The following is a 13,555-nucleotide window of genomic DNA, read 5'->3' on the forward strand; positions in this document are numbered from 1 at the left end:
CTCCTTAACACAAAAAAGAGCAGGGCCTGTACCCTGCTCTTTTTGCGCGCTGTTTTTGCCGTTTCTTTGCCGTTTTTTCAGGATCAGATCAGTTTTTTCAGCTCGTCCAGTGTGGCGCTGAACTCGGCCACTGTGTCCAGAATGGGCTGAGGGGAAGCCATATCCACGCCCGCCGTCCGCAAAAGCTCGATGGGATGGCTGCTGCTGCCGCCCGAGAGGAATTTTTTGTAATCTTCCACCGCGCCCGGCGTGCCGGCAAGGATGCGGTTGGAGATGGCGATGGCCGCCGAGATGCCGGTGGCATACTGGTACACATAGAAACCGCGGTAGTAATGGGGGATGCGCGCCCACTCGTAAGACAGGACGTCGTCCACCACCAGCTCCGGCCCGTAATAGTCCTCGTTCAGCTTTTTGTGGATGCCGCAGAGGGTCGCGGGCAGCAGCGGCTCTCCCGCCTCTACCCGGGCGTGGGTCTCGCGCTCAAAATCCGCAAACATGGTCTGCCGGTAAAAGGTGGAGCGCAGATCGTCCAGGTGTTTTGCCAGCAGCAGACGGCGCAGCTCCTGCGACTCGCAGTGGTCCAGCAGATAGTGGTACAGCAGCTGCTCGTTGGCGGTGGAAGCCACTTCGGCGCAGAAAATAGAGTAGTCCGAGTAGACGAAAGGCTGGTTTTCACACGAATACATGGTGTGCATCGAATGGCCCAGCTCATGCACCAGCGTAAAAACATCCTCCAGCGTTCCATCATAATTGAGCAGCATATACGGGTGGAAACCGTAGGTGCCGGTGGAATAGGCCCCGGTCTGTTTGTTCTGCTTGGGGTAAATGTCGATCCAGCGGTTTTCCAGCGCCCGGCGCATTTTATCCGCATAATCCGGGCCCAGGGGGGCGGTGGCGTCCATCACGAGACCCGCCGCCTCCTCAAAGGGATACGCGCGCGCCACCTCCTTTGCCAGGGGAACAAAAAAGTCATAGAAATGAAAATCCTCAATGCCCAGCACCCGCTTGCGCAGCGACACATACTCCTGCAGCGGCCCCGTGTGCGCCCGGGCGGTGGAGACCAGATTGTCATAGACCTCTTCGGGGATGAAATTGTCCGCCAGCGCGGCGGCGCGGGCGCTGGGATAACGGCGGCTTTTGGCCAGGTAGACGTCGGCTTTCACCTTGCCGTAATAGCTGGAGGACAGCGTGTTGATATGCCCGCCGTAAAGGCCCAGCAGCGCGTTGTAGTACCGGGCGCGAAACGGACGATCCGGGTTTTGCAGCGCGGCGCCGTAGCCCGCCTCGGTGACCTTGACCGGCGTGCCGTCCGGGCCCTCCACCTCCGGCGAGGGGGTATCGTTGATGACCAGGTCCTCGAACACCTGCCGGTAGGTGCCGCCCAGGTCGGCCATGCGGGTCAGCATGGCCTCGCCCGCGTCGTCCAGCACATGTTCCTTGCGGGCAAAAAAGTCTTTTGCCAGCTGGTCGTAAATCTTCAGCTCCGGGCATTCGGCACAGTAGCGCTCAAAGTCCGCATAGCTGTATCGCATCAACTCCGGCGCGAGAAAAGCCGTCTGCTCCCCCAGCGCCGTGAACAGGATCTCCAATTTGCCCACCATCTCTTTGCCCCGGGGCGAGGACATGTCGGTGTGAAAGCGGCACTCGGCGTATACCGCGCACTGCGCCCCCTTGCGGTTCAAGCTGTCGTAAAGGGCTGCGGTCTCCATCAGCGCCCCTGCGCTGTCCGCCGCGTGGCCTCTGCGCGCGGCAAGCTGCGCGCCCAGGGCGCGCACTTCCTCCATCTGGCGCTCCCACGCCGCGTCGTCGGGGAACATATCGGCCAGGTCCCAGGTGCTGTCACTGTTCAGCTTCAAAGCTTTCTCTCCTTTTTTCGCGGCGGCCCGCGGCGCTTTTGCCCGCCGGCGGGACCGCCGTCTCAATCATCTTTTACACGGTTATTGTAGCACGGCGCCGCTGCGAAAAAAAGGACAATTTTTTTCTGTTCGCCGCGCCGGGCCCCAGCGCGCCCGCTGATTTTCCCTTTCGCTGGATTTTCATTTTGCCCTATGCTACAATCAGGCTATATCTTTCTTTTTTCGCCGCGGCGTCCGGCGGGCCGTCCCCTTTTGCGGCAAAACGCCGCCGGAGACCCCGCTCCTCCCGCCGGGCGAACCGGGCCGGGGGGAAGCCCTCCGCCTCCCCGCCGCGCGGCGGGAGAAACCCGAAAGCGAGGCTGTTTTGCCATGAAGATCGAACACGTCGCCCTTTATACCTTTGAAATGGAAAAGCTGAAATATTTTTACACGGTCTATTTCAGCGCCGTGGAGGGCAAGCCCTATCACAACCCCGTCACCGGCCTTTCCACCTGTTTTCTCACCTTTCCCGACGGCGGCGGCCGGCTGGAACTGATGACCCGCCCGCAGCTGCAGCCGACGGAGCGGCCGGCCTTTTGCCCCGGATACGCCCACCTTGCCTTTTCCCTGGGCAGCCGTCCGGCGGTGGACGCCCTTACCGCCCGGCTTGCGGCGGACGGATATGCGGTCAAAAGCGGGCCGCACCTCACCGGGGACGGCTATTATGAGAGCTGTGTGCTGGACCCGGACGGCAACGAGGTGGAATTGACCGCTTGACCCCGCCGGCCGGTATCAAAAACAGGAAAGGGACGCAGATGAGAAAGACCATCGGTATTTTCGCCCATGTCGACGCGGGCAAGACGACCCTGTCGCAGCAGATCCTGCTGCTGACCGGCGCGCTGCGGGACCAGGCCGCCCCGGGTGGACGGGAGCTGCTGCTGGACGACGCCCCGCTGGAGCGCCGGCGCGGCATCACTATCTTTTCCAGCAACGCGCATTTTACCCACGGCGGGCAGGAGTACACGCTCATCGACACACCGGGCCATGTGGATTTCTGCGCCGAGGCGGAGCGCTGTGCGCCGGTGCTGGACTGCGCGGTGCTGGTCGTCAGCGCGGTGGAGGGCGTCCAGGGACACACGGAGGCGCTCTGGCGGCTGCTGGAACGCCACGGGCTGCCCGTGCTGCTTTTTTTGAACAAGGCGGACCGCAGGCAAAACGGGGCCGACCCGGAGCGCGTGCTGGGGGAGCTGCAGCGGCGTTTTTCCCCCAGCTGCCTGCCCTTTTGGGCCGCAAAGCTGCCGGACGCCGTCCCGCAGCCGCTGATGGAAGCCCTGGCGGAGCGGGATGACGCGCTGCTGGAGGCTTATCTCGAGGGCGCGGCGGGGGCGGAGGCGTTCCTTGACGCAGCGCGTCGTCTGACCGCGGCGCGGCGGCTTTTTCCCGTTTTCTGCGGCAGCGCCCTCACCGGCGACGGGGTCGGCGCGCTGCTGGACGGGTTGGATCTTCTGCTCCGCACCCGCTACGAAGCGCTGGAATCCGCCCCTTTTTCAGCCCGCGTTTACCAGATCCGTCACGATCAAAAGGGAAACCGGCTGGCCTTTTTGAAGGTCCTGTCCGGCCGTCTGCCAGTGCGGGCGGCCGTAGGGGAAGAAAAGGTCAGTGAACTGCGCGTTTATACCGGCCCCCGCTTTGCCCCCGCGCCCGAGATCCTGGCCGGACAGGTGGCCGCCGCGCTGGGGCTGTCCTGCCCGGCAGGCGCGCTGCTGGGCCCGGGCGGCGCGGCAAAAGCGCCGGTATTTGCCCCGGTGCTGGCCGCGCGGGTGGAAACCGGGGCGGCGGACGAGCCGGCGGCACGGCGGGCCTTTGCGCTGCTGGCCGACGAGGACCCGGCCCTGGGCGTCCGCTGGGACCCTGCGCTGCGGTCGCTGGAGGTGCGGGTGATGGGCCGCGTGCAGCTGGAGGTGCTGCAGGCCCTGGCGCTGGAGCGCTTTGGGCTGCAGGTGCGCTTTGGGCCGCCCGCGGTGCGGTATCTTGAGACCATCGCCGCACCGGCAGTGGGCGTGGGCCACTTCGAGCCTCTGCGCCACTATGCCGAGGTCTGGCTGCGCCTTTCGCCGGGCCCCCGGGGCAGCGGCATCACGTTTGAGAGCGCCTGTTCCACCGACCTGCTGGATGCGAGCTTTCAAAACCTCATCCGCACCCATATTTTTGAAAAGGAGCATCGGGGCGTGCTCACGGGCGCCCCGGTCACGGACCTGCGGGTGACGCTGCTCACCGGCCGCAGCCACCTCAAACACACCGAGGGGGGCGATTTCCGCGAGGCGGTGTATCGCGCTGTCCGCCAGGGCCTGGCCTCGGCAAAAAGCGTTCTGTTGGAGCCGTTTTACGATCTCATGGTCACTGTGCCTGCAGACGCGGTGGGCCGTGTCTTGTCCGATATCCAGCGGCGGCACGGCAGCTTTTCGCCGCCGGAAACAGCGGGTGCGTCCGCTGTGATCCGCGGCCGGGGGCCTGCGGTCTGCTTTTTGGATTATGCCGCCGAACTGCCCGCTTTCACCGGCGGGCGCGGCAGCTTTACCGCCGCTTTCGGCGGCTATGAGCCCTGTCACAACGCGGACGAGGTGATCGCCGCCGCGGGCTACGACTTTGAACGCGACGCCGAGGACCCGGCCGGCTCTGTCTTTTGCTCCCACGGGGCCGGATACCCGGTGCGCTGGGACGAGGTCCCTGCCCACGCGCACTGCGCGCCGTGAACCCGCGCCGCCCCGGGCGGCCGCGGCGCGGGGCGGGACAAAACAAGGAGGTGGGACGCCGGCATGAGCAATATCGGGTATGTCAACGTTTCTCTGGAAGCGAGCGGCTGCATCCTGTCCTTTGTCGTGGCGGTCTGCCTGCTTGCGGGCGGGCGCACCCGCGCCGCATTGGACCGTCTTTTTTTAAGGCTGCTGATCTGCAACGCCGCCATTCTGTTCTTTGACGCGGCCGCCTGGCTTTTTAAAGGGCGGCCAGGCAGGGTGAACTGGTGGGGGGTACGGGTCTCCAATTTTCTGGTGTTTGCGCTGGGATATGTGCTGCTGGCCGCCTTTACGCACTACCTCACCGCCTATCTGGGCCTGCGCGTCCGCGTCTCCCCTCTGCCGCTGCGGGTGATGCGGGCCATGTGCGTGTTCTCGGTCCTGCTGGTGATTTTCTCCCAGTTCAACCATATGTTTTATAGCATCGACGCGCAGAACGTCTATCACCGCGGGGCGTGGTTCTGGCTTTCGCAGGCGGGCGGCATTGTGGGGATGGGCGTAAACGCCGGCCTGCTGATCTGCTATCACAAAGCGGTGGAGCCGCAGGACCTCGCGCCGCTGTGGTCCTATATCGCGCTGCCGGTCCTCGCCATGTGCGTCCAGATCTTCGTCTACGGCGTGGCTCTTTTGAACCTGGCGGTCACCATTTCCATCCTGGCGATCTTTCTGTTTCTTCAGGTGGAACAGGCCCATCGCGTGAAAGAGCGGGAGCTGGAACTGACCGAACTGCGCATCTCAGTCATGCTCAGCCAGATACAGCCCCACTTCCTTTACAATGCGCTGACCACGATCAAGGGGCTGTGCGCGTCCGATCCGGCCCGGGCAGAAAAAGCGGTGGACAGCTTTTCCGCTTTCCTGCGCGGCAATATGGATTCGCTGACGGCCCGCGGGCTGATCCCGTTTTCACAGGAACTTGCACATTGCAAAAGCTATCTGGAGCTGGAACAGCTGCGCTTCGGCGGGCGGGTGAAGGTGATCTGCCAGCTGGGCGCGGCGGATTTTTGCATCCCCACCCTCACCCTGCAGCCCCTTGTGGAAAACGCGGTGCGCCACGGCGTGACGCGGCGCAGGGAGGGCGGCACCATCTGGCTGCGCACCGAGGAGACGGACAGCGGCTGGAGAATCACGGTGGCGGACGATGGCGTGGGGTTCGACCCGCAGCAAAAATGCGCCGACGGCCGCCCTCACACGGGGATCGAAAACGTGCGGGCGCGGCTGGCCGCACAGTGCAAAGGCTGCCTGACCGTAAAAAGCGCGCCCGGTGAGGGGACGGCCGTGGAGATCGATCTTCCAAGAGGAGGGCAAATGGAACATGAGCATGACGATATTGGCTGTGGACGACGAACCGATCGCCCTTGACGTCCTGTGCCGCGCTGTGCGCCAGGCCGTGCCGGGCTGCGCCCTGTCCGCTTTCACCGACCCCCGGGCCGCTTTGGAACAGGTAAAATGCGGCGCGCTTTCCCCCGACGCAGCCTTTTTGGACGTGGCGATGTTCGACCTGACCGGGCTGGAGCTCGCCAAGCTTTTGAAAGACGTCTGCGCCGGCGTGAACATCATCTTCGTGACCGGGCACGCAGAATACATGGAAGAAGCATTCCATCTGCACGCCTCGGGCTATGTCCTCAAGCCGGCGCAGCCGGAAGCTGTCCGCCGGGAGCTGGACGATCTGCGGCACCCGGTAAAGCGCGGGGAGGACAGCCGCCTGCGCGTGCAGTGCTTTGGCAGCTTCGCGGTATTTTGCGGGGACCGGCCGCTGGAATTTTCACGCAGCAAGACCAAAGAGCTGTTCGCCTATCTTGTGAGCCGGCGCGGGGCTGTCTGCACCGTACAGGAGCTCGCCGCCGTGCTGTGGGAGGACCGGCCCTGCTCCCCCGCGCTTCAAAGCCATCTGCGGCAGCTGGTCAAAGACCTGTCCGATACGCTGGCGGCCGTGGGGGCGTCCGGTGTGCTTTTTAAAGAGCGCGGCCGCCTTGCCGTGCTGCCGGACGCGTTCTCCTGCGATTATTACGATTTTATCCGGGGCGACGTGCAGATGGTAAACGCCTATATGGGCGAATATATGGCCCAGTACAGCTGGGCTGAATTTGTCGTCGCCTATCTGGACCGGCACTGACCCCCGTTCCTCCTCTCCAAAAGCCCCGCCTGAAAACTTTTTTCAGGCGGGGCTTTTGGGACCGCTGCCGATAAGACTGCCCCCCCGAAGCCGTCTGCGCCTGATCGGCACAGCTTTTACAAAGCTTCCCGCCCGCATGCCGGGCACCGCCTGTGGGTTGGATTCCTCCTGCCGGCAAAGCCGCCCCTTTTTTCTGCGGGCCCGTTATACCGCCGCCCCGTTTGTCACGCTTTTGTCACGGTCCACGGCTCATAATGACAGCGTATCCCGCCGCCGGCCGGACCGCCTTTGCGGGGCCGCTGCGGGTGGGCTGTCCCTCCGCTCCGGCAGGGCGGGCGGGACCCTATTGAGTGAGAGGGGGCTCTCTATGAGATCCATTCAGACAAAATTCATCGCCCTGATCCTGAGCTGCGTTCTGCTCTCCTCGCTGGTGATCGGCGGCGCGGGCGTGCGCATCGCCCACACGGTGGTGGACCGGGATTCCGCCCAGATCATGAACCTGCTGTGCAGCGAAAAAGCCGGCGAACTGGACGGACTATTCTCCCGTATCGAACAGTCGGTAAAAACGCTGGCGCTCTATGCGTCCGAGCAGCTGGACAGCCTGGACCGGCTGAAAAACGACGCGGATTACAGGGAGGCCTATACCGCGCGGCTGACGGACGTGGCCGTCAACGCGGCCGACAACACCGAGGGGGCGCTGGCGGTCTACGTGCGCTTCAACCCCACCTTCGCCCCGCCCACCTCCGGCCTTTTCTGGAGCAGGACCACGCGGAACGGCAGCTTCCAAAAGCTGGTCCCCACCGATTTTTCCACCTACAGCCCCAGCGACGACGAGCATGTGGGCTGGTACTATATCCCGGTGAACAACGGCTGCGCCACCTGGATGGAGCCTTATTACAACCAGAACATCGACGTTCAGATGGTCTCCTACGTCATCCCCCTCTACCGGGACAACGAGACGGTGGGCGTGGTTGGGATGGATATCGACTTTGGCGTGATCGAAGAGGTTGTGAACAATATCCGGGTCTATGACAGCGGCTATGCCTTTCTGGTGGACGCGCGGGGCCTGGTGATGTGCCACCGGGAGATCCCGATGGGCACCCCCATGGGCAGCGCGGATGAAAGCCTGATCCCCGTGGTGGCCGAGCTGGAGAACGGCACAACGGGCAGCGGCCTTTTCACCTATGGCTGGAAAGGGACCGAAAAGGAGCTGTCGTTCCGCACCCTGCGCAACACGATGCGCTTGGCCGTCACCGCGCCCCTGGCCGAGATCGACGCCTCAAGAAACGGGCTGGTCCGGCATATCCTCACGGCGCTGCTGCTGATCTCCGTTTTGTTCGTCGCGCTGACCGTGCTTTTCACCCGCCGCCTGGTGCGGCCCCTGAAAGAGCTCAATGTGGCGGCGCAGAAGATCGCCCAGGGAGATTACAGCGTCACCATCCGCAACCAGACCCGGGACGAGGTGGGCACTCTGGCCGAAAGTTTTCAAAAAACGGTGGACAGCCTGCAAAAATATATCTCCTACATCAACGGCCTGGCCTACCGGGACCCCCTCACAGGGGTGAAAAACAAGACCGCTTATCTGGAAGCAGAGCGCCAGATGGAAGAGCGGATGCGGACCGGGCAGCCGGAATTTGCGGTGGTGGTCATGGACATCAACGGGCTGAAAACAGTCAACGACACCTGCGGCCATGATTTCGGCGACATTCTGATCATCGACGCCTGCAAGCTGATCTGCCGCACGTTCAAGCGCAGCCCGGTCTACCGCATCGGCGGCGATGAGTTTGTGGTGATCCTGGAAAACGGAGACCTGGAGCACTACGCAGAACTGCTGGAGGAATTTGAGCGCGGGATGGCCGGCTGCTACAGCGCCCGCCCGGGGGAAGCGCTCTCGATCGCCCGCGGCATCGCCGTCTATGACAGCCAGACGGACTTGGTATTCGCCAACGTATTCAAGCGGGCCGACGACGCCATGTATCAGAACAAGGCCGCCATGAAAGCGCGGCCGGCGCAGAGCGCCGCACCCGGCGAACCTGCGGCCCGCTGAACGGCGGGCGCCGCAAAGACATGAGAGGAAAAGCCGGCGGGCCCTGAACTCCAAAAAAGTTCAGGGTCCGCCGGCTTTTTTGAGGGTGCTGCCGCACCGCGTCTCTTTTCCGCCCCGCCGCAAACCGCCGCGCCGCCACCGCTTTTACGGCAGCGCACAGCAGAGGTGCAGCAGCTTCTCCCCCGCGGCCGCACAGGACGCCGCCGGCATCCCGCACGCGGCCGGAAGAGCCGTTTTTTAAAGCGCTCCGCCACGTTTTGCGGACCGCGCGCATTTCAACTGGGGTACAGATCACACCCCAGTTCCCCGGGGCCCGTGCGGTCCCGCGGACCGGGCGCTTTGTTTGCGCGCACACACCGCGCACTGCGCGCGGCCGCCCCGTCGTGTGCCCAGGACGCCCCCTCACGGCGGGATCCCCCGCTCCCCCCTGCGCCCTTTCAGGCTCGGGGGAGGGCCGTTTCTTCGCCCCGCGCGCCGCTTTTTTCGGCCAAAAACTGTTTCAGTTCTTTTTCCGCCATCGGCCTGGCATAGTAATACCCCTGGATATACTGCACCCCCGCGGAGGCGATGGCCTCCTGCTCCGCCCGCGTCTCCACGCCCTCCGCCACAACCATCAGCCCGTTGATGGCCGCCATTTCCACAATGGACCTGAGCAGCGCATACTGCTTGGGGCTGGTCAGGATCTGTTTGGTCAGGGAGCGGTCGATCTTGAGGATATCCACCGGCAGATTCGACAGATAATTGAGGCTGCTGTACCCCACCCCAAAATCGTCCAGGGCGATGTGGATACCGGTCTGCCGCAGCTTGTCAAGGGCCTGCGCCGCCCGGTCAAGGGACTGGATCAGGACGCTCTCGGTGATCTCCAGCGTGATCCGGCCCGTGTCCGCGCCCGAGGCCTCGATCAGGGCCAGTAGGTGATCTGCGCTGTTGCCCACCAGAAGCTGCTGCACGGACAGGTTGACGCTGATCCGCCGCAGCCCCAGCCGTTCCCCCTGCGTGCGCATAAAAGCGCAGGCCCGGGAGAGCACATAGTCTCCCAGCTCCTCCACCAGGCCGTTGCGTTCCGCCAGCGAGATGACCTGGCCCGCGGAGAAGTAGCCGCCCCTGCCGTCGGGCAGGCGCACCAGCGCTTCGGCAGCGCTGTAGCCGCCGTTTTCCAGCAGCACGATGGGCTGATACCAGACCTCCAGCGTCCCCTGCTGTATCGACTCTTTCAGCCGGCGCAGGACGTCGGCCTCGGTCCGGATCAGTTCGTCCAGGCGCTCGTTGTAAATGACCGCCCCCTGCCCTGACTCCTTGGCATAGCGCAGGGCGGACTGGATGTGATCCAGCAGCGCGTTGGGCGTGTCGCCGTGCTGCGGATACAGGCAGGCCGCCACCCGGACCTGCAGCGGAAAGGAAAGGCTGCCCACCGTGATGGGCAGGGCGAACAGGTCCTCCAGCCGCGCAACAAAGGATTCCGCTTTTTCGTTGGAGAGCGAGATCCCCACAAACACGTCGCCGTTGATGCGGTAGAGATATGCCCCAAACGGGCGGGACAGCCGGTGCAAAACCTCGTGCAGGATCTCGTCCCCGATCTCCACGCTGAACAATTCGTTGTACTGGCTGAACGTGCAGACATCCACACAGTAAAGGCTGAACCGCCTTTTTTTGTCGTACGAGATCAGCATATTGGTATCGCGCAGGAATTTTGGGCGGTTGCCGACGGCAAACACGGGGTCGGAGTAGGCCAGCTGCTCCACCTGCTTGCGGTAGCGGTTGAAAGCTTTGGACAGCTCCATCATCTCGATATCCGTGTACTCGTCAAAGGTCACGTCGTTTTTCCCCTCGATGAGCTGCCGGCATTTTTCGGTCAGCTTGCGCACGGGGGATTCCTCCGCCACCCGCAGATAATACGCGCGGATCAGCTCTGCGACCGCGTCCTCGGCCCCGCCTCCGCCCGGCTGACAGAGGGCGTACTGGTAACGCGCCATCAAAAAGCTTTTTTCGCCGTTGATGCGCACCTGCAGCAGAAGTTCCAGCGCAAGGCCCTTGGCAAAGTCCTTGCGCTGCGCTTCGTCCATCTCTTCGCGCAGCGCCACGATATAGCTGCCCGCGTCCGGCCGCCCGGCGAGAAAGGGGCTGTGGATATATTCTTCCAGCCGGGCCGGGATGCTGCGCAGATACGCCTCCTCCGCCTGCGGCCCGATCAGGCGGGCGGCCTGGGCATATCCCTCGATGGAAAAGTAAAACAGCGTGACCGGGCCGCTGCCCGGCTGGGACAGCCAGCTGTCCAGCGCAGCCCGGAAGCCGCTGCGGTTATAAAGGCCGGTGGCCCCATCCAGCGTGGCCGCACGGCGCAGCGCGCGGTTCTGCCGCGCCGTCCTGTCCGCCAGGCAGGCCAGCGTCAGCAAAAGCGCCGCAAACGCCGCACACCAGAAAAACAGGCCCGCGCGCTGACCCCCGCTGAGCCACCCGCCCGCCGGCTGGATGCTGAGCGTCCACTGGGTAGGGAGATAAAAGACCTCTTTCTGCGCCTGGGAAAAGTCCGCCTGCGGGCGGGAGGTCGCCACGACCTCTTTGTTCCCGTTCTGCGGCTCCACGCGCCAGAGCTCGTAATCATAGCCCTGGGCGTACAGTTCGTCCAGGCCCAGCTGCTCCAGCACATAGTCCCGGTCCAGCGCCACAGCCACCTGGCCCAGATAGGCCCCGTCCTCCACGATTGGCTGCAGAAACAAAAAGACGCTCTGCAGCCCGGGGGCGTCGTCCAGGGCCACGGGGCCCTCGACTACCAGCTCTTTCACGACCTTTGCCAGGGTATAAATGTAAGAAAAATCCTGCAGGTCCTTTCCCACCAGCCCCCCAAAGCTCTCGGCGGGCAGGGCCGCGGCCATGACGTCCCCCTGAAACAGGCAGACCAGGCGCACCTCGTCCCGTTCCAGCAGGGGGGCCGCCGCGCGCCCAAACCAGGTGGCCGGTTCTCCCTCTCCCGCGCCCATCACATAGGCGGTCTGCGCCAGTGCGTCGGCCTCGTTCAGCGTCCCCTGCATCTGCAGCAGGATCTTTTCGCTGTAATACACCAAAACGTTCTCCGCCTCTTTCTGGCGGAGCCCGCGGATGGCATAGCGCAGCCCAAGGCCTGAGGCGGCCGACGCGGCAAGGATCAGCAGCAGGACCGCGAGCCAGGCCAGCCTCCGTCTGATGAGTCTGTTCATATGTCCCTCACTTCTGATGGATGTGATAATAGCCTTTTCCGTTCTGTTTTACATAATAGAGAGCTTCGTCTGCATCCGCGATCATCTGTTCCAGCTCCGCCCCCTGCCGGTAGACGGCCACGCCGACGCTGCACTGCACCGGGATGCCCTGGCCGCCGGACTGCACCTCTGTTTTCAAGCGGAGGACAAGCTCGTCCAGCACGCTGCGCAGTTCCTTTTCGTCGTCCAGGCTGGTCAGCAGCAGCACAAATTCGTCCCCGCCGTACCGGCCCACCACGCCGTCATATTTTTTCTCGTACTCCCGCAGGATATAGCCCACGCTTTTCAGCGCGATGTCGCCCCCCGCGTGCCCGCAGCTGTCGTTGATGTATTTCAGATTATCCATGTCCACAAAACACAGGGCCTGGACCTGGCCGGCATCCGCTTTTTTCATCAGCGAGGCGGCCTGGTTGAGAAAGACCGAGCGGGTGACCACACCGGTCAGGCTGTCGGAGAGGCCGTTGCTCGTCAGCCGAAGCACCTCCTGAAAGTCCACCTCTTCCGGCCGCTCGTGCTGATAGATCCGCTTTTCCAGCTCCTCTACAGAGTGGACCAGCGTATCCACGATCTTCATCTGGCCCGCGATATACCGCCGCACCAGCCACAGCAGCCCGATGCAGAGCAAAACCGACAGCCCTGAGACCAGCCCAAGGGTGGGAAGCACCTCCTGGAACGGCGTCCAGAAGCTCACCGAGCACAGGATATCCCAGCCCGTATTTTCCACCCGCTGGTACGACGTGTAATAGAGGCTGCCGTCCCGGAAACTCCAGTAATCCCCGGGCAGAGCCGCCAGAAGCTGTTCCTCCAGCCGGTCCGGGGTCGCGCCGCCGAAAAGCGCGCTGCTGCGCAGGACCTCCATCACCGAGTTTCCATAAGGCAGCCCTGAGGTGGAGGACATGACCTGTCCCTGTGAACCCACCAGTGTGATCTCCGCGCCGCCGGCCCCCGCCGACTGCTTTAAGATCTGCACCACCTCGTCAAAATAGATCGCGCAAAACAGGCAGCCGGTGATGTTTTTCTGCTGGTCGAACAGGGGCACCGCCACGGTGTAATTCAGCGTCGCCCCGTCCGCCCCCGCGGCAAAGCTGTCCGTCACCTGCCGCTGGCCGGTGGAGAACAGCCTTTGCATATAATCCCGGCTGGCAAGGCTGGCCGGTTCGGAACCGTCCGAATAAACGATGATGTCCGCATCCACATAGCAGATCATCATGTACCCAAAACCGGGGCTGATCTGATCCAGCTTTTTTACTTTCTCCAGCGGCGGGACCTCGGGGTCGTAAAACTCGGGCAGGCCCGCCAGCGATTCCAGCAGGTTGATCGCCTCGGTCACCCGCTGCGAGACCTGGGCATGGCCCGCGATCAGCGACGCTTTGGCCAGGGACCTCATCCGCACGGCCGAGAGGATGCCGCCCCCCAAAAACACGATGACCAGGATCAGGGCGCTGAATACGGCGCTGTAGCGAACGATCGGGGCAAACGAGATGCCCCATTTTCCATCTTTTTTTCTGCTTTTGTCTCTTTTCATAAAAATG

The 13,555-nt window shown here is 63.4% G+C and carries 8 protein-coding genes; 5 read left to right on the forward strand and 3 right to left on the reverse strand.

What is annotated here, in order from left to right:
- Positions 1-83: 83 nt before the first annotated feature.
- On the reverse strand, positions 84-1,856 hold the full coding sequence (gene pepF, locus H8S23_RS01675; protein ID WP_186886575.1) for an oligoendopeptidase F: 1,773 nt from the start codon (positions 1,854-1,856) through the stop codon (positions 84-86).
- 369 nt (positions 1,857-2,225) lie between these two features.
- On the opposite strand from pepF, the gene H8S23_RS01680 reads away from it, so the two are divergent.
- The 5 genes from H8S23_RS01680 to H8S23_RS01700 all read left to right on the forward strand — a co-directional run bounded on the left by H8S23_RS01680 (position 2,226) and on the right by H8S23_RS01700 (position 8,790).
- Entirely contained in the window at positions 2,226-2,612 is a 387-nt protein-coding gene (locus H8S23_RS01680; RefSeq protein ID WP_186886576.1) for a VOC family protein, read from the forward strand.
- Positions 2,613-2,650: 38 nt separating this feature from the next.
- The gene (locus tag H8S23_RS01685; RefSeq protein ID WP_186886577.1) at positions 2,651-4,588 is read left to right on the forward strand and encodes an elongation factor G; all 1,938 of its coding nucleotides are present in this window, start codon (positions 2,651-2,653) and stop codon (positions 4,586-4,588) included.
- 63 nt (positions 4,589-4,651) lie between these two features.
- Positions 4,652-5,989, forward strand: coding sequence for a sensor histidine kinase (locus H8S23_RS01690; RefSeq protein WP_186886578.1), 1,338 nt, complete (start codon positions 4,652-4,654; stop codon positions 5,987-5,989).
- Positions 5,943-6,743, forward strand: a complete 801-nt coding sequence (locus tag H8S23_RS01695; protein WP_186886579.1) for a response regulator — start codon at positions 5,943-5,945, stop codon at positions 6,741-6,743. Before H8S23_RS01690 ends, H8S23_RS01695 begins: the two co-directional genes overlap by 47 nt.
- 367 nt (positions 6,744-7,110) lie before the next feature.
- Complete coding sequence (locus H8S23_RS01700; protein WP_186886580.1) at positions 7,111-8,790, forward strand: sensor domain-containing diguanylate cyclase; 1,680 nt, start codon at positions 7,111-7,113, stop codon at positions 8,788-8,790.
- 437 nt (positions 8,791-9,227) lie between these two features.
- Here H8S23_RS01700 and H8S23_RS01705 read toward each other — a convergent pair whose 3' ends face one another.
- Both H8S23_RS01705 and H8S23_RS01710 read right to left on the reverse strand, forming a co-directional pair.
- Positions 9,228-11,984, reverse strand: a complete 2,757-nt coding sequence (locus tag H8S23_RS01705; protein ID WP_186886581.1) for a putative bifunctional diguanylate cyclase/phosphodiesterase — start codon at positions 11,982-11,984, stop codon at positions 9,228-9,230.
- A 7-nt stretch (positions 11,985-11,991) separates the two neighbouring features.
- Positions 11,992-13,548 carry a diguanylate cyclase domain-containing protein gene (locus H8S23_RS01710; protein ID WP_186886582.1) on the reverse strand — a complete coding sequence of 519 codons (1,557 nt, stop codon included), beginning with the start codon at positions 13,546-13,548 and terminating at the stop codon, positions 11,992-11,994.
- Positions 13,549-13,555: the final 7 nt, after the last annotated feature.

This window comes from Anaerofilum hominis, assembly GCF_014287275.1.
GTDB classification, from domain to species: domain Bacteria; phylum Bacillota; class Clostridia; order Oscillospirales; family Ruminococcaceae; genus Pygmaiobacter; species Pygmaiobacter hominis.